The sequence below is a fragment of the Heyndrickxia camelliae genome, assembly GCF_002844575.1.
GTDB classification, from domain to species: Bacteria; Bacillota; Bacilli; order Bacillales; family Bacillaceae_C; genus Margalitia; species Margalitia camelliae.
In genome coordinates, this window is sequence record NZ_PIQO01000001.1 from 490177 (window position 1) to 511860 (window position 21684).

Genomic DNA, 21684 nt, shown 5'->3' on the forward strand with positions numbered 1-21684 from the left:
AGGGAGGTTTAACTGTGAGTACTAAAGCTCAAAAGAAAGGTTTTGGTGCTACCATATGGGATTACTTAACGACAGTAGACCATAAAAAGATCGCCATCCTTTACCTCATTGCGGGTGGATTGTTCTTTTTAATCGGTGGTATTGAAGCCATGATGATTCGTATCCAGCTTGCTATACCTGACAATAATTTTGTTAGTGCAGGTCTTTATAACGAAGTGCTTACAATGCACGGAACGACAATGATTTTCTTAGCCGCAATGCCTTTGGTGTTCGCTTTTATGAATGCTGTAATGCCACTGCAAATTGGTGCACGTGACGTTGCGTTCCCATTCATCAATTCATTAGGTTTTTGGTTCTTCTTTTTTGGGGGAGTATTCTTAAACTTATCATGGTTTTTAGGTGGAGCACCTGATGCAGGTTGGACTTCTTATGCATCATTATCCAAAGAATCACCTGGTCATGGTATTGACTTTTATTCATTAGGTCTTCAGCTTTCAGGTTTTGGTACGTTAATGGGGGGGATTAACTTCCTAGTAACCATTATCAATATGCGTGCACCTGGTATGACCTATATGCGTATGCCTATGTTTACTTGGACAACTTTTGTAACATCTGCACTAATCTTATTTGCATTCCCCCCACTTACAGTTGGATTATTTTTAATGACATTTGACCGTATGTTTGGGGCACAATTCTTTGATGTTGCTGGCGGAGGTAACACCATTATTTGGGAACATCTATTCTGGATCTTCGGACACCCAGAAGTGTATATCTTGATTCTACCAGCGTTTGGGATTTTCTCGGAAATTATTCCTGTTTTCTCTCGAAAAAGACTATTTGGTTATTCGTCAATGGTATTTGCAACTGTCTTAATCGGATTTTTAGGTTTCATGGTATGGGCTCACCACATGTTTACAGTGGGTTTAGGTAATGTGGCCAATGCAATTTTTGCAATTGCTACCATGACTATTGCCGTACCAACAGGTATGAAAATTTTTAACTGGCTATTTACAATGTGGGGCGGAAATTTGAAATTTACTACCCCAATGCTATGGTCTGTTGCATTTATTCCTTCCTTCCTAATGGGTGGAGTTACAGGGGTTATGCTTGCAGCAGCTCCAGCAGATTATCAATATCATGATACTTATTTTGTTGTTGCTCACTTCCACTATGTAATCGTTGGTGGAGTTGTATTTGCAATCCTTGCAGGAACGCAATTCTATTGGCCAAAGATGTTTGGAACAATGTTAAATGAGGTCTTAGGTAAAATTACATTCTGGACTTTCTTAATTGGTTTCCACTTGACATTCTTTATTCAACATTTCCTTGGATTAATGGGTATGCCACGTCGTATTTGGAAGTTCTTGCCGAACCAAGGTTTGGATACAGGAAACCTAATAAGTTCGGTTGGTGCTGCATTCATGGCATTCGGTGTCATTGTTATGCTTATTAACATTATTATTACCACGGTACAAAATAAACGTGTTGGTAATGACCCTTGGGGAGACGGACGTACTCTTGAATGGGCAATTCCATCACCACCACCATTCTATAACTTCAAGCAGCTTCCACTTGTACGTGGAGTTGATACTTGGTGGATTGAAAAAATGGAAGGTAAGAAAGAACTTACTCCAGCTGAGCCGCTTGGTGATATACATATGCCTGATGCATCTATATTACCAGTTGTCATCTCAGGCGGATTATTTATAGCCGCTTTCGGTGCACTATATCATGGTGATAAAGGCAATACTTGGGGACTTCCAGTTCTTATTATTGGAATTGGTATTGCACTATTAGGTATGTTAATACGCTCTGTGAAGGATTATCATGGATTCCATATTCATAAAGAAGAACTTTTGGAAGATGATAAAGATAAGGGGGTTAAGGCATAATGCATGTAGAAGAACAATTCACGCCAAAAACCTGGCCTGAAGCGCCTGAAAAAGCAACCCTCGAAGCGAAAAATAAATTTTTAGGCTTTTGGCTATTCCTTGGTGGAGAAACTGTACTATTTGCTTCACTTTTCGCTACTTATATTTCATTGAAGGATAAAGTTCCTGATCCTTCAATGGCACATGCTAAGGACCTTTTTGAATTACCATTATCGTTTTTAGCAACTATGTTACTTTTAGTAAGTTCTATCACAAGTGTTTATGCAATGTATCACATGAAAAACTTTGCATTTAAAAAAATGCAATTTTGGTTGTTAATTACAGTCCTATTAGGTGCTGGATTTCTAGGTACCGAAGTTTATGAATTTCATCATTATGTAACTGAGTTTCATCATACTTTTACAAGCAGCGCATTTGGTTCTGCGTTCTACACATTAGTTGGATTTCACGGAGGACACGTAGCATTCGGTCTCCTTTGGATTCTAACGTTAATGCTGCGAAACTCTGGACGTGGTTTAAACCTATATAATGCACCTAAGTTCTATGTTGCAAGTTTATACTGGCATTTCATCGACGTTGTATGGGTTTTCATTTTCACAGTCGTATACTTAATGGGAATGGTGGGATAAGAATATGACGAATGAACAAGTAAAAACTGGTAACCCTCGGGTTGATTATGACTATCGTCGAAGAAAAAGTGCAGAGGAAATGAAATATCAAGTAATTTCATTTATATTGATGATTTTCCTTACACTTATTGCATTTGGAGCAGTATACGCTGATTTTTCAAAATGGTTTACGATTCCGATTATTTTATTACTTGCTATTGTGCAAGTTATATTTCAACTTTATTATTTCATGCATATGAGTCATAAAGGGCATGAAGCTCCACAATTGTTTCTATTTTCAGGAGCTTTAGTTGGTTTTCTTACCATTCTAACTTTCAGTACCATAATATGGTGGTAAGATAAAAATCCAGACTACGGTCTGGATTTTTTACTTTATGAGATGGTCTTTGCCTAGCTTAGGTAACTCTCGTGTTCTATGTAAATGTAATGATTCTGTCACTAACTAAGTGCACCGCACATTGAAGTCTCCATAGAACAAAAGTATAATGAAAGTTGAAGATTTTACTATGCGAGGTGATAATATTGGGTGCTATAAGTATTTTTGGTTTTCGTGCATTGTGGAGTCCATTCTTTTTATTGACGATATTAGTTATAACTGTATTATATTTTCTTACCACAACTGTTTGGAGGAAACACTTTAAAGAGAGCGAACCATTGAAACCCAAACAGGCTATATATTTTATTTTAGCAATGTTTCTAATATATGCGGTAAAAGGATCGCCAATTGATTTGATGGGACATATTATGTTCACCATGCATATGGTTCAAATGTCCATTCTTGTGATGATAATTCCGCCATTGTTTATATTAGCTATCCCAAACTGGCTTTGGCTCTCTTTTTTAAGGCTTCCAGTAATTAAACAAGTATTTCGTTTATTCACTAAACCTGTCATTTCCGTGATATTATTTAATGTCTTCTTTTCTTTATATCACTTGCCGCTAGTTTTTGATGCAATTAAGAAAAATGGGGCTGCACATGGATTGTATACATTATTTTTGTTTGTACTAGCAATATTTTTATGGTGGCCGATGATTAATAACATACCAGGTCAGAGCCAATTGTCTGGTGTGAAGAAGGTTGCTTATTTAATTACAAGCGCTATACTTTTAACACCCGCTTGTGGAATTATTATATTTGCCGGTCACCCCATTTATCAGACATATTCCGATAGCACAAGCTGGCTGCAAGCGATGTCCTTATGTGTCCCTACAGAAACATTAGCCAGTTTGAATTTAAGCGGTCCAGAACTATTTTCACCTATGCCTGTTTTGGAAGATCAGCAGCTTGGTGGAGTAATAATGAAAATTGTTCAAGAAATTGTTGATATTATTGTACTAGGAAAAATTCTATTTGAATGGTTTAGAAAAGATCAAGAAGAGGCTGAGAAACTTACTGAAATGATGCTTGCCAATAAACCAGAACCAGTGAAGTAGTATAAAGAAGGTGTTCCTTCTATGTACATATATACTAATTAAAATTATGGAGAGGTCTATATAATGTCATTACCTATTTTGCCAACTATAAGTACGTCCTGTATCGTGATTAGTGCAATCTTTGTTGCAATCGGCTGGTCACTTATTAGACAGAGAAAAATTGAACAGCATATGAAAGTGATGCTTACTGCAGCTATTTTTGCACTTGTTTTTTTCATTATCTATGCATCTAGAACCATATTTATTGGGAATACATCCTTTGGTGGCCCAGACAGTATAAAAATATTTTATACTATCTTCCTAATATTCCACATTACTTTAGCAACAGTTGGTGCTGTATTAGGGATTATTTCTTTATGGACAGGATATAAACAAAGGTATTCATTCCATCGTAAAATGGGACCATTTACTAGTATTGTTTGGTTTTTAACCGCTATCACCGGTATAGTAGTTTATTTGCTGCTATATGTCTTTTATCATGGTGGGGAAACAACCTCAATGATTAAGGCGATATTGGGTACATAATAAAAACAGTTCGGAAAACTTTTTCCGAACTGTTTTTATCATCCTCTTATCCGTTATTATTCTGCAAATGCTTCTGCTTCTTTTTTAATATTCTTAAGAAGTTTTTCACATTGATTCACTAAATGTGTTGGATATACCTCATCTTCTCCATATTCTACTCCATGAGGGTAATAATATTTTCCTAATATCGGAACCATTAACTGAATGGTTGCATCGAATGTATCTACATCGCCTTCAACAGCATATCCTTGCACGCGAAGATAATAAATGCCTTCTTTCACTTGAAATTTACGATCATAAGAAACACGTTCATAGTCCCATTGACCAGCGCGAATCATACCATTTCTCTCCATTACATCATCTAAACGGTTTAAGTCAATTTTTAAAGTTTCAAGGTTTGTATTTTCGAATCTCATCGTTTTACCTCCCGTAAAGCATTTTCTATTAATAAAATGCGCAATTTGTCTCATGTTTAATAATAGTCCAAAATTTACTAACTTGCAATGTATACATTGTGAAATATAAGGAACAGAACAACAAGGAAATTAGTCGGTTTAATACAATAGCTAATTTTGTGAATTAACCACGCTAGAGCAAGCAAACCTATTAATATGAATTTCAAACCACTAAAAACCAATTAAACCATTAAAAGGGGATTTTATGGGTGCTTATCATAAAATTGAGAGGTTTCTTACATTATCTTAACATTACTACTGTAATCTCCTTTTCATTAAATGCTATAATGGAAGTATGGATTGGAATAATATAATAATTTTTAATATAGATTTTATTTATTATGGGGAGGGAGGAATGCCAGCTGCGTACTTTTTATAAAGTATTAATGGTATTAGCCATTATATTTATTATAAGCTTATATTTACATCTACGACCAGAAAAAGATAGTCCCATATTAAATGGTGATAAAAGCTCACAGGAACCAAAGATTGACCAGCAAAATATGTTAACAAAGCAAGAAAGAGGGAAAAGTTATAAACGGCCAGAAGAGGGCATTTCCACTTTTATCGGAAAGAATACGAGCAATCTTATCAAAGTATATGGAAAACCTTCAAGAATAGACTCCTCTCCCTATGATTATGATTGGTGGATATATAAACAAAATGACAAAAAATATTTTCAGGCAGGAGTAGAAAATGGAAAGGTAGTCACCATTTTCGCAGTTGGTAATGAGTTAGGCATCGAACCATTTAAAATAGGGGAAAAAGTGGAGGACATTTATAAATCGATCTTATTAAATACAGAGATACTGCTTAATTATAATAAGGGCTATTACCGATTTGAATTGTCCGAGGAAGATTTGAATATCCGACCATTAGTTAAATTGGGAGATATATTTGCTCAGCTTTCCCTAGATAAATTTACAGGTACATTATCGAGTATTAGGTTCATGGATAAAGAAACACTTATAAAACAGAGACCATATGAAATGGTATACCGAGGAGAACTAATCAAGCCTAAAGAGCCTAATGAAGCGAAATGGAAAATGATAGAAAAAGGCAGTGAACAGCAAATATTTGATCTTACGAATATTATTCGTGAGAGATTTCATTTAAAAAAGTTAGAATGGGATAGTGAAGTAGCACAAGTTGCCTACAAGCATAGTGAAGATATGTTTAATGAACAATATTTTTCTCATGAATCTCCTAAGTATGGAGATCTGGCTAAGAGATTGGATACGGCACATGTCTTTTATCAGTTGGCAGGAGAAAATATTGCAGCGCAATATTTAGATGGTCCTGCAGCTGTTGAAGGCTGGTTAAATTCTGAAGGTCATAGAAAGTCCTTGCTTGAAAAGGGATTTACCCATTTAGGAGTAGGAGTTTATCGGAAATATTATACTCAAAATTTTATTGAGAAAAGTTGGAAATAAATTAGAATCCGAGCTAATAGCTCGGATTTTCTACTTTTTAATAATGAAAAATGTGCCAGTGCAATGTGCAATTTTCTTTCCGTTATCACAAAATGCGGTTCCTTCTATCACTAATGTATTTGTTCCTTTATGGATAATTTTTGCGATGGTCTCCATTTTTTCCCCTTTTCCAGGTGCAATGAAATGAATGGCTAGGTTTGAGGTAACGGCACCATACCCTTCAGGGACTAACGTATTTGCTAATGTCCCCATCACTGTATCTAAAACGGTTGCAGTAATTCCGCCATGAACAATCCCAAGGGAATTATCAGTTAAAGTGTTAATGGGAATAGAAATCTTGTATTCATTATCAGATGGAAACTTCTCCATATTCAAGATAGCACTAATATAGGAATCATTGTATTTCTGTTTTTTTCTTTGTACCCCCGTTAAAAGCTGATGAATAACTTTTAGTTCATCAGCTGTTGCTTGTTCCATACATTGATTAAATAGTTCTTGTACATCCTGTTTTTTCATTATTTTTAATCCCTCTTATTCTAATCAAAGAATTTATAAGTTTTATTGACATAAATTATTTTGACGAGTTAGAAATTTGTTTAGCTATAACGCCTGTCGGCTAGCGGATCTACGTCTGCTCCATAAGCAAAGTCAGATCAAGTGAATTTTAAAGTCCACGTTTCACCAGCTCCTGCATAACACAGCACGATTGATTATATCCCAGTTGAAGATTACGAAGATGAAATTACATCTCAAATTTTACTCATTGATCTGTCGTTGGGCAAGATGATTCACTTTTCTTCATTAGTTTCAACTCTTCCAATGATAGCAAAACTTTTTCACCATTTCTATGTGTTTATCATATTTTGATATAAAAACGTGCTCTTTTTTAGAGGTGAAAAAATATGGCTTCGAAAAAACTTCACCCTTCAGTAGAAAAATTTAAGTCGTTCGTAAAAGAACATCCCGGGCTTATTAAGGAGGTTCGCAAGGGTGAACATACTTGGCAGGAATTATTTGAGGACTGGTACTTATTAGGGGAAGATGATCCAAAATGGGAAACATATCAAAGTGAACATGCAGACGAAACGAATACTAAAACTAAAACAAAAAAAACATCTAAAACAGAAAAAGGTTGGATAAATCAAATTGGCAATATTCTGCAGAAAATGGATCCGGATCAAATGGATCATCATATTCATAATTTAAGTCAAGCGGTTGCAGCAATTCAAGGTGTATTGGCACAATTCCAGGGTGGTGCATCTTCTGGAGGAACTCAGAATCAAAATCAAGCCCCTGAAGGAAGAAATCCATTTTCTTTTCGAAAGGATTGAGTAGTGTGGAGGTATTTTCATGCGTTTAGAAATAATAGAATATATTCATTCAAATAATGAATTAAAGCAATTTATTCGTGAACAGCCGATTTGGTACCGGACATTAAGCCGACATCCTGAGGAATTAGAGCGCTTTGAAATCACGTCTATGCATTATTATAAACGAACCATTCCTCATCGTATGGAAAAGTTTACGAATGGAGTACAAATGGCTTCCATGATGATGAATATGGTTCAAGCAATGTATACTCAATCATAAAAAGCACATTTTATTATATGTCCTTGGCTTTTGCATAAAAAGGTTGAGTAAAATTCCTTGATTTGAAGAATGATAAAATCAAGGAGTGATGTACATGAAAAAAATGCTAGGCATATTATTATCTTTGCTAATCCTAAGCGGCTGTAGACAAAATATACCAAAGCCTGAGACCATAAATGTAAAAGCTTCTGAGGGAAATATGGTAAGCCAAGTTAAAAAAGAGGCAACCATTCGTCATTTTGTCCGTGGAAATGATTTATTTGTGGAATGCTTCGTTCCTTACGTATCATTTTCCGGTTTGAATAAAGGACAGCCTGCAAAAATTAAAGTATATGTAGATGGTGAATTTAAGGGAGATTATAATACAGCAGCATTTATTTTAAAAGATTTAAATAGCGGAATTCATTATGTGAAAGTTGATATTGTCAAACCAAATAATAAAAGCCTTGGACTGAGTAAGAAGTTCTATATTACTATTTAATACATTAAAATTCGCTTGCTTGCTGAAAACATGGTAAAATGATGTTGGAGGTGAGCATTTTGCTTGCAACTATTGAAAGATTAGAGGTACTAACGGCAGCGGAAGACTTAGCAAAGAAGATATTGCAATCAGAAGCCGCGTTAAAATATAGAACAGCCTATTTTAAGCTTAAACATGATTCTGAAACACAAAAAAAGATTAGTGAATTCATGCGTATGAAGGATTTGTTTGAGGATGTACAACGATTTGGCAGATATCATCCGGATTATAAAGATATCAATAAAAAAACCCGTGAAGCGAAGCGGGAAATGGATTTAGATGAAAATGTAGCACGTTTTCGTCAAGCGGAAAACGAACTTCAACAAATCTTAGATGAGATTAGTGTGATTGTTGGCAAATCTGTTTCGGAACATATCAAAGTACCAACCGGAAATCCCTTCTTTGATTCTGGTTCAGCATGTTCTGGTGGATGTGGAACCGGAGGAAGCTGCGGTTGTTCAGCGTAGTCAAGCAAAATAGAGTACTTCAACCAATCAGGGATACTTTTAGGTATTCCTATTTCTTTTACAACTAGCAAAATCATTCCAAATAAAAGTTTCACTCTATTGCGATTCTTTCAAATTATATGGTAAACTTATGTGAATGAAAATAAGGGGATTTAGGATATGCAATCAGATAGACAAGGATTAATTATATGGTTAAATAATTTAAAACATGCCAAGTCATTGCGGCGATTCGGTAATATTCACTATATATCCAAAAAAATGAAGTATGTAGTTTTATATTGCGATCGTTCCGAGATAGAAACGCTGGAAGAAAAACTAGGCTCCTTTGGATTTGTACGTAAGGTGGAGCCATCATATAGGCCTTTTTTAAAAACTGAATATGAAAATTCAAAGCCGGATAAGGCGAAAGAATACGATTATAAAATCGGTATTTAAGCAACAGGTGAGGTTAATCACTTGTTGCTTTTTTTTGAATTGGTTATCCATAATCCAATATCGGAAAAAGTCGGCTGTAGCGCAAATTGGCTAAAAGATGATCAAGGCGCTTTCACTTTTCTTATTGAAGAGGTTTAATGAAATGGTTCATTCTTAATATTCCGATTAAATACTGATAATATAATTCCTTTTCTGCAAATAGTGTAGATGGTTTTACATCTATTTCAATGATATTTTTATTTAATAGTTCAGCAACATTTTGGAATAGTTCATATCTTTTATTTGGTATTACTTTAGGGTTAGGTATTCCTTCTCTGCAAATATATAATGCTTGAAAATTACCTGGATCTGTTGGTTGCAAAATAACCACTAAAGAAGTTAGCTTCTTGTCCATTATGTTCGTATTAAATGCCATTAAATGTGCTAAACGATGTTGATTTGCTTTCGCTAATTCGATTAATTCGTATATATCTGAATAACCTTCTCCAAGCTCAATAAATCGTTGAATCATAATATTTCCCCACACTTTCTTATCCTTTTCGCAATCATTATTCATTTTGCATATAGCTATTGTATTTACTATTAATGTATCATTGAACTATAAAAAAGAGAAGGAATCAATGGATATTATTTATTTATAAATGAGGTAAGAAAAATGCAGCGAAAGAGTAGCTGGAAAATAGCCGTTTGTATTTTAACCGTTATTTTAGTTAGCGTAATATTTTTTCAATGGAAAAGCTTTTCCACACAAAGCAGAGAATACCAGGAAAAAGTAAAAGCGGATATTTCCATAAAACATCAAAATAATTATTTTTCTATTCAACAAAGCATACAGCATATACGTCCTGAAATTTATGAAGTGCTCCTACCTAAAAATATTATTAGTTTAAAATGTATCGAGGGATCTCACAAAGAATGTGATTGGACAGGTCCGAATAAATCAAAACTAAAAATAAGCAGCAATACGGTAACCTTTACGTTTAGGATACCGAAAGTAAGTAGTGCAAATGATTTGCTTGAGTTAGAAAATTGGTTTATTCAATTAAATAAATTAAATTTGGATAAAATTAATATCCAATTATCAGAAAGTCAATTACAAAACGGTACTTGGATATCAAGCGGAAACAACATTTCTGTTAAACGCCTTAAATTCATTGATTACTATGTTTTTGAAAGTAATGGAAAATATCCTTCGTTGCTTTGGATAAAACGAAAACTTTTAAAAGCATCAGTAAATGATTGGCTAACAGTATACCATGATGAATCCGTAAGTGTTCCGGATCTTCATTTTAATAAAATAAATAAATGGATAAATCAATATCCTGTCTCTCTATATATAACAACAGATAAACCAACAAAACAAATCGGATCCTTAATCCTATTAAATAAAAAGGACGTTTCTAGTCTTAAACCTATGGTTGTTCAATCCTATTTAAAAGACCGATTTCCTGATACTAAAGAGTGGATAAGAGATATCGTTACCTCTTCCATACTAGGCATTCCAATTGGCAATAATAAAGAAAAAGCGATGTTTAAACAGCTTGCCAACATACTAAGTGATAATGAAATGGAAAAATGGATTAGCGATATAATGGATATTAAGGAGAGAAAAATACAGGAAAAGGATTTAGATATCTTAATACAAAAGGCATCAGGATGGAAAACATATTATTTTCAAGAAAATAAGCGACCAGAGGAGCCATTGAAACCATTGCATTTTTATGATCCTCGTATGGTATTCATAGATGGAAAAGTTGAAAACAACTTGAAAATTATTTTACTAAAAGGAAAAAGGGTGTACCCTATTGAAGAAACGTTGTCTGCACTAGGATATACTGTAAAGTTATCAAATAAAAGTTCAAAAATCGAAATTGAGAAACCTAATCAAAAATATATTTTTGATAAAAATAGTCATATTTTTTATTTTAACAATCAAAAATATGGTGTACTTAGCAATCCAATTATTGAAATGAGTCAGAAGTATTATATCGAGGAAAATTGGTTAAAGCAGCTATTTAAGGTAAGCATAGATAATCGTGAAAAACAAATAGATCTAATAAATTCAAAATAATAAAAAACCCTGCAGATTTCCTGCAGGGTCCTTCTATATCCTATGTAAAGGACAGAAGGCAAAGGGAGAGGAGAAACCGGAGGAAGAACTTATGGGGAAACGTAAGTCTTCTCCGCGGTTGGCAACAACATCTAAAATGATGTCGCTAATAAAAGTATGACCAATGACGGTAAATTTATACATCCTCGAATAACGTCATTCTAACAAATCGACAAAAATTGTTCTAAACAGTGTATATCGCATATGACCAATTTATAGCTTTTCCATCTATACGCATTATGGTAGGATAGTAAGGAAAAAATAATAAAAAAATATTGTGGTGACTAAAATGAGGGTAATCTCAGGAAGCCGTAAAGGGAAAAGCTTAAAATCTGTTCCCGGCAATCAAACAAGACCAACAACTGACAAAGTTAAAGAAGCGATATTTAATATGGTAGGTCCTTATTTTTCAGGTGGAATTGGCCTAGACTTATTTGCAGGAAGCGGTGGCTTAGGAATTGAAGGACTGAGTAGAGGCTTGGAAAAAGTTATTTTTGTTGACCGTGATATTCAGGCATTTCAAACGGTAAAAGCAAATCTCAAAATATGTGGTTTTGAGGAGCAAAGCGAGGTTTTCAGAAACGATTCGGAGCGCGCCTTAAAGGCCTTAATTAAGAGGCAAATTTCATTTGATGTTATTTTCCTAGATCCTCCATATAAAAAACAAAAGCTTGTGGATTTACTAAAGATGATCAGTGATGCTAAAATGCTAAGTGAAAACGGTACCATTGTATGTGAACATAGTTCTGATTTGGAGCTGCCGAATTCAGTAGGAGATTTAATATCTGTAAAGACAGCGAAATATGGAATCATCGGTCTTTCTATATTTCGATTAGATACATATAAGGGAGAGTTGTAAAATGACAAGCATCGCAGTTTGTCCGGGGAGTTTCGACCCAATTACGAATGGGCATTTGGATATCATTAAGAGAGGCGCAAGAGTATTTGACAAATTATATGTAGTTATTCTAAATAACTCATCCAAAAATCCTCTGTTTTCTGTTGAAGAAAGAAAACAATTAATAGAGGAAGTAACAAAAAATATTCCTAATGTGGTTGTTGATTCATTTCAAGGATTACTTGTCGACTATGCTTCAAATGTCAAAGCGAATGCTATTATTCGGGGCTTACGTGCAGTCTCTGATTTTGAGTATGAAATGCAAATTACATCCATGAATAGAGTTCTCAATGAGAAAATTGAAACTTTTTTTATCATGACCAATAATCAATACTCATTCCTGAGTTCAAGTATTGTAAAAGAAGCAGCAAAATATAATGGCCGTATATCAGACCTTGTTCCAAAAGCGGTGGAAGAGGCTCTTCGAAAGAAATATCAATAATCAGTAGAAATGCTGCACTTTGGTGCAGCATTTCTAATTTTAGTGAAAACTTCTCTTATAATAAAGAAAAATGTAAAACAGGAGTACCCCGATGGTGATAAGCGGTCCATAATGTATTCCCCATTGGTACATTCCATCTATATAATGATGTTTGAGTCCACTTAAAAATACGGGGAGATTGGTTGATTTATCAGGATGAAAAAATCTTAAGTAAATCGGTTTCCATATAAGAAACGTAATGATTGCAGCAATAAAACCATGCATGATTCTAGCGATGAAAAATGGCTTAAAACGAATATCTGTTTGTGCAAGAATACTTGCTACTTGTGCTTGAATACTAAAGCCACTAAAACCAAGTATAAAGCTCGTCAAGACCACTTGCTGTAACAGAGTGGATTTGGCAACTTCACTTAGTAACTTACTTCCTAACGTGATTTCAAATAATCCAGCAATATATGGGATACTTAATGAAGTAGGAAAATGAATCGACAACAGTACATTTCCGATAATACTAGCTAAGAAAGATGTAATATGAAGATGAAATAATAGACGATTTATTACAGAAAAAAGAATAATGAATCCGCCAATCATTAATAACGTTTGAACGGAGGAATTTACGGCATCCCCTAATAGTTTCCCAATTGGCCGTTTATCTTCTATACGGGTTTTATGTAATGCTCTTAAGGCTTCTTTTATTGGGATTTTCCTCATTTGATTTGTTACTCTTTCTTCACGTGAATATCCATAAAATCTCATGAATAACCCAACAATTATGTTCCCTGCATAATGTGCAATAGCAAATATTAGCCCCAAATCCTTGTTATGGAAAAATCCTACTGATACAGCCACGAATATGAACAATGGACTGGAATAATTAGTAAACGATACAAGTCTTTCAGCTTCAATCTGAGAAATTTGTTTTTCCTGCCGAAGCCTAGCAGTTATTTTGGCGCCAGCCGGATTGCCTGATGCCATCCCCATTGCTAACGCAAATCCTCCGACTCCTGGAACACGAAATAAAGGGCGCATTAACGGTTCAAGGATCACCCCTATAAACCTTACCACACCAAAGCCTATCAATAATTCGGAAATAACGAAAAAAGGAAACAGGGATGGAAATACCACTCCCCACCAAATATTTAATCCGTCAACCGATGCTTCGGATGTTACCTTGGGAAGAACAATCATTGATATTGCCATTAATGTTGCGCTGGAAGCTAAAAAGACGGTTTTTAATTTTGATTTAAACAACCTTTGTCCCTCCTAAATAAAGTGAAACTCCATTTGGAAACCTTTTCTCAAATGGTCAGTTGAACCAATATGGTATTTTTAGGTCTTATCAACCTTCTATTTACGGCCAATATGTTTTTCATTACTTGTCCTCATATAAATCAATATACTCATAGTTAAATATTTTAGACCATATTATGTTATAAGTTCGAAATTCATTTTTTTTTTGTGTATAAAGCAGTTTTACCATTTGAAAGGGGATTAAAAAAAATGGACAAACCGAAAATTGGTTTGGCATTAGGATCAGGCGGAGCAAGAGGATTTGCCCACTTAGGTGTCTTAAAAATCTTAGAGGAGAATAATATACCGATTGATTATATAGCAGGTAGCAGTATGGGAGCACTCGTCGCATCTTTTTATGGGATGGGACATAATATCGAAGAGTTAATAAAACTTTCCCTAGCATTCAGAAGGAAATTTTATATGGATTTCACTGTACCTAAAATGGGGTTTATAAGTGGAAACAGAGTAAAGGATTTTATCAAGCTATTTACTCATGGGAAAAACCTAGAAGATTTAAAGATTCCGATTTCTATCATAGCTACAGATCTTACAAAGGGGGAAGAAGTGATATTTTCCAGTGGATCGATTGCAGATGCAGTTAGGGCAAGTATTTCGATACCAGGCATTTTTGTTCCTGTTAAAATGAATGGGAAAATATTAGTTGATGGTGGAGTAATAGACCGTGTCCCTGTTTCCGTTGTAAGAAAAATGGGTGCGGATATTATCATCGGAGTCGATGTTGCCTTTAGTAAAAAAGAAACGGAGATCACCAATATATACGATGTTATTATGAAGAGTATTGATATTTTGCACATGGAGGCCATTAATAATCAGCAACTTGGGTCTGACATTTTAATCCAGCCTGATGTTTCACAATTTAGTTCTACGGCTTTTACAAATACAAGCGAAATTATTAAGATAGGAGAAGAAGAAACACGAAAGAAAATACCAGAGATAATGGAGGCGTTGAAACAGTGGAAGGAGAGGAAAAAAAATGAAGCATAAACTACGGTATCCGGTTACCCTCATAATAGTGATTTTATTATTGGCTCTGTTCTTTTATCGGCTGCCATATTATATTGAAAAACCAGGGATGGCACATGAACTAGAGTCTATCGTAAAAGTACAAGGAGGATATGACGATAAAGGCAAACTAATGTTAACCACTGTTCAATTAGGTAAGGCAAATATTTATGATTATCTCTTAGCCAAAGTAAAAAAATATGATGAAATAGTATCTGTTAATCAAATAAAGGACAAAAACCAAACAGACGAAGAGTATAATGTGTATCAATTGTATTTAATGGAAAGTTCAAAGCATAATGCCATCCAAATGGCATATAAAAAAGCGAATAAACCATATCACTTTATTTATAAAGGGGTATATGTATTAGATGTTTATCCCAAAATGCCAGCTGCAAAAGTTTTCAAACCAGGAGATAGAATTATCAGGGTAGATAATCATACTTTTACATCTTCTGAGCAGTTTATTCATTATATAGCAGAGAAACGTGCGGGAGACAAAGTTCGTGTTGGATATATTCGTAATAATGAAGAAAAGACTGATGAAATTACATTAGCTTCATTTAAAGATGCTGGGGGGAAAGTAGGAATGGGGATTGGGCTTGTAGATGATAGAGAGTTAATATCCAAGCCCAAAGTTTCCTTCCAAACAAATAGTATTGGAGGACCATCGGCAGGTTTAATGTTTAGCTTAGAAATATATAATCAATTAACAAAGCAAGATATTACGAAAGGGTATAGTATTGCTGGAACCGGCACTATTGATCCCGACGGAAAGGTAGGGAGAATAGGAGGCATTGATAAGAAAGTAGTGGCAGCTGACAAGGAAGGCGCAGAGATTTTCTTTGCACCGAATGATGATATAACTCCCGAAATGAAAAAAGCCGTTCCTAAAATAAAAACGAATTATCAAGAGGCATTAGCGACCGCAAAGGATATTGGAACGAAAATGAAAATAGTGCCAGTAAAAACTTTCGATGATGCTCTATCCTATTTAGAAAAACTTCCACAAAAAAACAGGTGAAATGCGAATCACCTGTTTTTATTGCGAGTAGTCATTACTATCCTGCTGGTCTTGTATGCGTGTTGCGGCAAAGTATTGCCTCAATTTTTAATTGAGGCTGTAATGGTGAAATTTTCATACTATGCTTCACGTTTTCCTATTTGTATAGGCGGTTGAGCAAATTCCAGGTTTAGTAGATGTTTCCTTTTTGGTTCTTTTAAAGCAAGTGAATATACTTTTGCTGCTTTAATATCTAGCTGAACTGCTTCATTTTGGAATGCTGAGAGCTTTGAAATAATTGGTAAAGAGATGCTTTTTTTCATTTCATTTAAATAATTTCTGCCATTAGCACTCATTCCAAGAAGTCGAATATACTCTGGATATCTATGTTCATTTTTCATTTCCGTTTTTTTGGTGTTTGTTAAGATATGAACACACATTCTTTGAATTCTAGTCCATGTGTATCTCTTTGTTTTCACCTTTTCCATAAAGTCTTGGAAACTGACTGCTTTCTCAGCTTCTCTAATTAGTCTAAACTCTATCCCTTCTTCTACTTCATAGCATTCCGCAATTTCTTCATGTGAAGAAGTAAGCAGCTTATATTGCAAATATGGCCAATATCTCTCCCATTCGTGGAGTATGCCAAAAACTTGTTTGTAATTCGACAGCTCGTTAAAAGTGGCAATAGGGACATATTGCTGTATCTTTAATGTATCATTTTCATCAAAGATAGCTTTTCTAATAGCGGTAGCACTTGCAATGGTAGAGGAAGAAAAATCTTCATCATGATAATTGGCGTTTTTTCTGGAAATAGTTAATGCTTCCATTTTAGAATGAAGATGATTCCTTGCTTTAACATATTGGTAACCTAATATATTATTTGGTTGGGAAAGATCAAGATATTCCTCTCCTAACCCTAATTCTTTAAAGCTCTTAGATAATGCAGAAGGATAGCTGATTCCGGATTGCATATATTTTTTTATATTTTCATTGTATTGATGATGATTTTTTTGCAGAATGTCAATTGTCCTGGTAAATGTGTCAATCTTCCCGGATTCACTCCCGAAACAAAAACTTTGGCAGCCTAAAGCATCTAATAGATACACAGATCCTAATGCAAAGATTTCAGCCTGTTGAACCGCAAATTTGTAAGGAAGCTCAACAACAAGGTCAATACCTGAAAGTAACGCCATTTTGGTTCTAGCCCATTTAGAGACAATAGCAGGTTCCCCCCTTTGTAAAAAATTCCCGCTCATAACAGCAATTACAACATCAGCTTTTGAAGATTCCTTCGATTGGTTAAAATGATATAGATGGCCATTATGGAATGGATTGTATTCCACAATAATTCCTGTACTTCTCATATTTTCCCTCCATGTTTTTATGTAAATGAAAAACTGGCATTTTTTTATGTTGACTTTATTTTATCACTAGTTGGGAAAAAACCAGGTAATATTTCGTTTTATATGAATGTGTTTGCATTTTCTGCAAAACAGTATACAATACTAAGGTTAGATCTTACATAAAAATATAGCGATTTTTATATAGTGATCAAACAAATTATTTGATATAGCTTTTCCGTTTAACTTATATTCCTATTGCTTTCGAATTTGTAAAGATAAAATATTGACAAAAGGTATGAGGAAAGCTATAATTACCTTTGTTGCCTTGGGGTGATTTACATGAAATGGTCTACGATTCAGTTACAAAAATATCGAGGAAAAAACATTGAATTAGATGAAATGATAGATGTTTCCGCAGAGCTCATGAAAAGGGATTCGCAGGTTCGTGATGTTTCTCCGATACATGTAACAGGTATTGCAAATATTACAACGGAGAAGGTAACTTTTCACCTTCATATACACGGAAAACTCATCTTGCCTTGTGCAAGAACACTAAAAGATGTTCCATTTCCAATCGATATTGAATCTACTGAAATATTTTTACTGAAGCCTGAACAAACATTTGAAGATGACGAGGCTGAAGTTCACCGTCCAATCGGTGAAATGATTGACTTGAACCCAATTATCACCGAATTACTTCTATTGGAAATTCCTATGCAAGTATTTAGTGAGGAAGCAAAAGACGATTCTGACCTTCCTTCTGGGAATGACTGGGAAGTTGTGGTTGAAAACCAAGACAAACCTAATGATGGCAAAGACACCAAGAAAATTGATCCTCGTCTAGCCGGATTAGCTAAATTCTTTGATAAGGAAGAATCTTGAAAATTGGAAGAACCAGCACTACTGGATCTTATACAACAGTGATCTCTTTAAGGAGGTGGGAAGAATGGCTGTACCTTTTAGAAGAACATCCAAAACAGCAAAAAGAAAACGCCGTACACACTTTAAATTACAAGTGCCTGGCATGGTTGAATGTCCAAGTTGTGGTGAAATGAAACTTGCTCACCGTGTATGTAAAGCGTGTGGAACATATAAAGGCAAGGATGTAGTAAATAACTAATATTGTGTGTTTTTCACTGAAGGTATCTATAAAAGCTTTCAGTTGTAAAATATTACGAAAAAAGATGAAGAGACCATGGCTCTTCATCTTTTTTTATTACTAGGAAAAAGGGTAACGAAATATTAGAAAATTTTCTTCCTAATTAAATAAAATGTAATTCCAGATATAGTCTATCTTTTCTATCAGCTGCATATGTATGAATAAAGAAATCCTCCTATAGTAGAAGTATATAGCGTGTCATTCATTAGTTGTTTTTGTGATGCATCCATTTAGATTTTACTACTTAGGGGAGAAATTTTAATTAGCAATACTGTCAAATAAATGTGATGGTAGGCATGAAAGAACGAAACCAATAGGGCTCATTTTCTTGTCTATCAGACAGTTAAAAAGTTAATAAAATAGCTGGGAGGGATAGAAGTGTCTTCTACTCGTCAAGATGCATGGTCACATGATGAAGATTTATTATTAGCAGAGGTGGTTTTAAGGCATATTCGTGAAGGAAGCACGCAGCTTCAAGCGTTTGAAGAGGTCGGAAAGCAAATGAATCGTACCGCTGCCGCTTGTGGCTTTCGTTGGAACTCATATGTTCGAAAACAATATAAATCGGGAATAGAATTAGCGAAGAAACAAAGAAAAGAAAGAAAAAGCAAACAAAGTGATCATCAAGAGGAGCCTGTTCAAGTGCCGCAAACAGAAGAGTATAAACAGGTTGATGCAGTTGTTAATCTGACATTAGCGGATGTTATTAAATTTTTAGGAAATTTACAAGCATCACAAGAAAAGATTCAAAAGGAGAAGGAAAGTTTAAAAAATGAGGTAAATAATTTCCAAAATAAATTGGGACAATTACAAGAATTGTATGAAGAACAAAAAAGAGAATATAGTGAATTGGAAAAGGAATACTCTTCTATGCTAGCGATTATGGAAAAAGCTAGAAAAATGGCTCTTAAATAATAAATCCTGCAAAAAACAAACAGCGAATTAGCTGTTTGTTTTTTGCAGGTTCACACCCTCAGGACACCACACTAATGGATTTAGTCCTAAATCTCTATTCATATCATATTCTACAGCTTGGAACTCCATTTTGTCCCAAAACTCCCTTGACTGCATTCTAGAATTAGTTTTGATTGGAAGACCAAAGCCTTTAGCAAAATCAACAAGTGCTTTACCGAAACCCTTGAACTGATAGTCCGGGAGTACTTCTAATTTCCATAATTCTAAATATGTTTGTTGCGGCTCGAAATAAAGATCATATTTTGCATCTCTTTGATACAAACTCATCCGAGCAACCAGTTTGTCGGCATAATATATTCCGTAGAATGGGGATTCTGAATTATCTTCAATAATGTTTTCTTGGAGGTCCTCGAGCATGGATAATTCTTGGAGACCGTATTCTTTGAATTTCTTAAATTCCTCTAGTGTTTTATAGTTAACTTTCAATCTCTTTATTTCCATTAGTGTTCCTCCTTTTTGTCTTAATCTATTGTGAAGATATTTATTGGCAATATTTCAAAAACTATGTGTATATATTTAATTATATACCAGAAGCGGAAGTTTTTCCGTATTTTGTTTCGAAAGCGTTTGCAAAAAAAGGGAGGAATTTAAAATTTTTTGTAGAAATTTATAACTGTGATGCATTTTGAAGGGGAAATAGCTAAGTCAAATGCAGATCATTCCGTTATAAGAGATCAATGAGATTTACGGAAAGGGGTTTTGCTATGAATAAGATTTTAATAGCAAATCGCGGAGAAATTGCATCTCGTATAATACGAACATGCAAACAAATGGGAATCGAAACAGTAGCGATATTTTCTGATGCGGACGCTCTGCTTCCATATGTTCAGGAAGCTGATAAAGCAGTTTGTATTGGAGCACCACCGGTAAACCAATCCTATTTAAATATGGATTTAATAATCGATATCGCTTTAAAGGAAGGGGTTCAGGGAATTCATCCTGGTTATGGGCTGCTCTCTGAAAATAGTGCATTCGCACGAAAGGTTAAGGATAGCGGGATTAAGTTTATTGGCCCAAGTCCGGAGACCGTGGACGAAATGGGTGATAAAATAAAGGCGCGCAAAAAGATGATGGCAGCAGGTGTTCCAGTTGTACCTGGAAGTGTAACCGGACTGCAAAATGTTGAGGAGGCGGTTGCCTTTGCGGAGAAAATTGGTTACCCAGTTATGCTTAAAGCAAGCGGTGGAGGCGGGGGAATTGGAATGATTCGCTGTGAAAATGAGCAAGCGCTCAATCAACATTTTGAATCCACGAAAAATCGTGCATTAAGCTATTTTGGTACAGACGGTGTATTTATTGAAAAATGTATCGATCGTGCACGTCATATTGAAGTTCAGATATTTGCGGATCAGCATGACCAAGTCATTCATTTATTTGAAAGAAATTGTTCGGTACAGCGCAGGAATCAAAAGGTTATAGAGGAAGCGGGATCACCCCATTTATCAGAGGAAACAAAAAGGAAAATGTATGAAGCTGCAATAAAGGCAGCTAAGGCGGTTCACTATGAAAATGCTGGTACAGTAGAGTTCATCGTAGATGAAGACGAAAATTTCTATTTCCTAGAAATGAATACACGTCTGCAAGTGGAGCACCCGGTGACAGAAATGATTACTGATCTTGATTTGGTAAAATGGCAAATAAGTGTTGCTTGCGGGGAAAAACTCCCACTAACCCAAAAGGATATAATGAAAAGGGGCCATGCAATCGAATTAAGGATATACGCTGAGGATCCTAAGACATTCTATCCGTCACCAGGAACGATTACATCTCTTTCATGGGGGATGGACGATGGGATAAGAATTGATGCAGGATATAGTGAAGGACTTAAGGTAACTCCGTTTTATGATCCGATGATTGCTAAGTGTGTTATTTATTCGGAAACAAGAGAAGCTTGTATAGAAAAAACGCAAAAATTTTTACTGGAAACGAGAATAGAAGGAATTAAAACAAATATTCCTTTTATCCAGCATGTATTAATGAGTGAAGATTTTCAAAACGGTTATTATTTTACTAATATTATCGATAAATTAAAGTCTATTAATCATTGAAACTGGAGGA

26 protein-coding genes are annotated in these 21684 nt (G+C 34.9%); 20 read left to right on the forward strand and 6 right to left on the reverse strand.

Translation table 11 applies throughout. The annotated features are described in order from the left end of the window. Positions 1-14 precede the first annotated feature (14 nt). The 5 genes from ctaD (at position 15) to CWO92_RS02465 (ending at position 4480) form a co-directional block, all read left to right on the forward strand. The gene (ctaD, locus tag CWO92_RS02445) at positions 15-1892 is read left to right on the forward strand and encodes a cytochrome c oxidase subunit I (protein WP_101352579.1); all 1878 of its coding nucleotides are present in this window, start codon (positions 15-17) and stop codon (positions 1890-1892) included. Continuing rightward, a complete protein-coding gene (locus CWO92_RS02450; protein ID WP_101352580.1) occupies positions 1892-2521 on the forward strand; it encodes a cytochrome (ubi)quinol oxidase subunit III in 630 nt (209 codons plus the stop codon). Before ctaD ends, CWO92_RS02450 begins: the two co-directional genes overlap by 1 nt. 4 nt (positions 2522-2525) lie before the next feature. Beyond that, entirely contained in the window at positions 2526-2858 is a 333-nt protein-coding gene (ctaF, locus tag CWO92_RS02455) for a cytochrome c oxidase subunit IVB (protein WP_101352581.1), read from the forward strand. Positions 2859-3034: 176 nt separating this feature from the next. Further along, complete coding sequence (gene ctaG, locus CWO92_RS02460; RefSeq protein WP_321207753.1) at positions 3035-3955, forward strand: cytochrome c oxidase assembly factor CtaG; 921 nt, start codon at positions 3035-3037, stop codon at positions 3953-3955. A 63-nt stretch (positions 3956-4018) separates the two neighbouring features. After that, positions 4019-4480, forward strand: coding sequence for a DUF420 domain-containing protein (locus tag CWO92_RS02465; protein ID WP_101352583.1), 462 nt, complete (start codon positions 4019-4021; stop codon positions 4478-4480). A gap of 56 nt (positions 4481-4536) precedes the next feature. On the opposite strand, the gene CWO92_RS02470 is transcribed toward CWO92_RS02465, so the two are convergent. Next, the gene (locus CWO92_RS02470) at positions 4537-4896 is read right to left on the reverse strand and encodes a YugN family protein (protein WP_101352584.1); all 360 of its coding nucleotides are present in this window, start codon (positions 4894-4896) and stop codon (positions 4537-4539) included. Positions 4897-5297: 401 nt separating this feature from the next. On the opposite strand from CWO92_RS02470, the gene CWO92_RS02475 reads away from it, so the two are divergent. Beyond that, entirely contained in the window at positions 5298-6368 is a 1071-nt protein-coding gene (locus CWO92_RS02475) for a CAP domain-containing protein (RefSeq protein ID WP_437177503.1), read from the forward strand. A 30-nt stretch (positions 6369-6398) separates the two neighbouring features. Here the strand turns inward: CWO92_RS02475 and CWO92_RS02480 are convergent, their stop codons facing one another. After that, positions 6399-6884: a PaaI family thioesterase gene (locus CWO92_RS02480; RefSeq protein ID WP_101352586.1), complete on the reverse strand. Its 486-nt coding sequence runs from the start codon at positions 6882-6884 to the stop codon at positions 6399-6401. 386 nt (positions 6885-7270) lie between these two features. Here CWO92_RS02480 and CWO92_RS02485 point away from each other — a divergent pair, with 386 nt between their 5' ends. The 5 genes from CWO92_RS02485 to CWO92_RS02505 all read left to right on the forward strand — a co-directional run bounded on the left by CWO92_RS02485 (position 7271) and on the right by CWO92_RS02505 (position 9380). Beyond that, a complete protein-coding gene (locus CWO92_RS02485) occupies positions 7271-7699 on the forward strand; it encodes a YlbD family protein (protein ID WP_101352587.1) in 429 nt (142 codons plus the stop codon). Between the two features lie 19 nt (positions 7700-7718). After that, positions 7719-7958, forward strand: a complete 240-nt coding sequence (locus CWO92_RS02490; RefSeq protein ID WP_101352588.1) for a YlbE-like family protein — start codon at positions 7719-7721, stop codon at positions 7956-7958. Positions 7959-8052: 94 nt separating this feature from the next. Beyond that, on the forward strand, positions 8053-8439 hold the full coding sequence (locus CWO92_RS02495; protein WP_101352589.1) for a hypothetical protein: 387 nt from the start codon (positions 8053-8055) through the stop codon (positions 8437-8439). Positions 8440-8498: 59 nt separating this feature from the next. Next, positions 8499-8945 (forward strand): YlbF/YmcA family competence regulator, encoded by a 447-nt coding sequence (locus tag CWO92_RS02500; RefSeq protein ID WP_101352590.1) that lies wholly within the window; start codon positions 8499-8501, stop codon positions 8943-8945. Positions 8946-9104: 159 nt separating this feature from the next. Continuing rightward, complete coding sequence (locus tag CWO92_RS02505) at positions 9105-9380, forward strand: YlbG family protein (RefSeq protein WP_101352591.1); 276 nt, start codon at positions 9105-9107, stop codon at positions 9378-9380. Positions 9381-9501: 121 nt separating this feature from the next. On the opposite strand, the gene CWO92_RS02510 is transcribed toward CWO92_RS02505, so the two are convergent. Beyond that, positions 9502-9891, reverse strand: a complete 390-nt coding sequence (locus CWO92_RS02510; protein WP_101352592.1) for a DUF7147 family protein — start codon at positions 9889-9891, stop codon at positions 9502-9504. A gap of 144 nt (positions 9892-10035) precedes the next feature. On the opposite strand from CWO92_RS02510, the gene CWO92_RS02515 reads away from it, so the two are divergent. The 3 genes from CWO92_RS02515 to coaD all read left to right on the forward strand — a co-directional run bounded on the left by CWO92_RS02515 (position 10036) and on the right by coaD (position 12830). After that, entirely contained in the window at positions 10036-11451 is a 1416-nt protein-coding gene (locus tag CWO92_RS02515) for a stalk domain-containing protein (RefSeq protein ID WP_101352593.1), read from the forward strand. Positions 11452-11779: 328 nt separating this feature from the next. Then, the gene (gene rsmD / locus CWO92_RS02520) at positions 11780-12349 is read left to right on the forward strand and encodes a 16S rRNA (guanine(966)-N(2))-methyltransferase RsmD (protein WP_101352594.1); all 570 of its coding nucleotides are present in this window, start codon (positions 11780-11782) and stop codon (positions 12347-12349) included. 1 nt (position 12350) lies between these two features. Continuing rightward, positions 12351-12830: a pantetheine-phosphate adenylyltransferase gene (gene coaD / locus CWO92_RS02525; protein ID WP_101352595.1), complete on the forward strand. Its 480-nt coding sequence runs from the start codon at positions 12351-12353 to the stop codon at positions 12828-12830. A 39-nt stretch (positions 12831-12869) separates the two neighbouring features. On the opposite strand, the gene ylbJ is transcribed toward coaD, so the two are convergent. Further along, positions 12870-14081, reverse strand: coding sequence for a sporulation integral membrane protein YlbJ (gene ylbJ, locus CWO92_RS02530; RefSeq protein ID WP_101352596.1), 1212 nt, complete (start codon positions 14079-14081; stop codon positions 12870-12872). A gap of 249 nt (positions 14082-14330) precedes the next feature. On the opposite strand from ylbJ, the gene CWO92_RS02535 reads away from it, so the two are divergent. Both CWO92_RS02535 and CWO92_RS02540 read left to right on the forward strand, forming a co-directional pair. Further along, entirely contained in the window at positions 14331-15128 is a 798-nt protein-coding gene (locus tag CWO92_RS02535) for a patatin-like phospholipase family protein (protein WP_101352597.1), read from the forward strand. Continuing rightward, on the forward strand, positions 15118-16170 hold the full coding sequence (locus CWO92_RS02540; RefSeq protein WP_101352598.1) for a SepM family pheromone-processing serine protease: 1053 nt from the start codon (positions 15118-15120) through the stop codon (positions 16168-16170). The genes CWO92_RS02535 and CWO92_RS02540 overlap by 11 nt, the downstream gene beginning before the upstream one ends. A 119-nt stretch (positions 16171-16289) precedes the next feature. On the opposite strand, the gene CWO92_RS02545 is transcribed toward CWO92_RS02540, so the two are convergent. Further along, positions 16290-17513 (reverse strand): nucleotidyltransferase, encoded by a 1224-nt coding sequence (locus CWO92_RS02545; protein WP_101352599.1) that lies wholly within the window; start codon positions 17511-17513, stop codon positions 16290-16292. Between the two features lie 318 nt (positions 17514-17831). Here CWO92_RS02545 and CWO92_RS02550 point away from each other — a divergent pair, with 318 nt between their 5' ends. The 3 genes from CWO92_RS02550 (at position 17832) to CWO92_RS02560 (ending at position 19566) form a co-directional block, all read left to right on the forward strand. Next, positions 17832-18374: a YceD family protein gene (locus tag CWO92_RS02550; RefSeq protein ID WP_101352600.1), complete on the forward strand. Its 543-nt coding sequence runs from the start codon at positions 17832-17834 to the stop codon at positions 18372-18374. 64 nt (positions 18375-18438) lie between these two features. Next, positions 18439-18612: a 50S ribosomal protein L32 gene (gene rpmF / locus CWO92_RS02555; RefSeq protein WP_055740518.1), complete on the forward strand. Its 174-nt coding sequence runs from the start codon at positions 18439-18441 to the stop codon at positions 18610-18612. A gap of 417 nt (positions 18613-19029) precedes the next feature. Then, positions 19030-19566, forward strand: coding sequence for an RsfA family transcriptional regulator (locus CWO92_RS02560; RefSeq protein ID WP_101352601.1), 537 nt, complete (start codon positions 19030-19032; stop codon positions 19564-19566). Between the two features lie 27 nt (positions 19567-19593). On the opposite strand, the gene CWO92_RS02565 is transcribed toward CWO92_RS02560, so the two are convergent. Next, positions 19594-20067: an N-acetyltransferase gene (locus CWO92_RS02565; RefSeq protein WP_101352602.1), complete on the reverse strand. Its 474-nt coding sequence runs from the start codon at positions 20065-20067 to the stop codon at positions 19594-19596. 263 nt (positions 20068-20330) lie between these two features. On the opposite strand from CWO92_RS02565, the gene CWO92_RS02570 reads away from it, so the two are divergent. Beyond that, positions 20331-21674: an acetyl-CoA carboxylase biotin carboxylase subunit gene (locus CWO92_RS02570; RefSeq protein ID WP_101352603.1), complete on the forward strand. Its 1344-nt coding sequence runs from the start codon at positions 20331-20333 to the stop codon at positions 21672-21674. Positions 21675-21684: the final 10 nt, after the last annotated feature.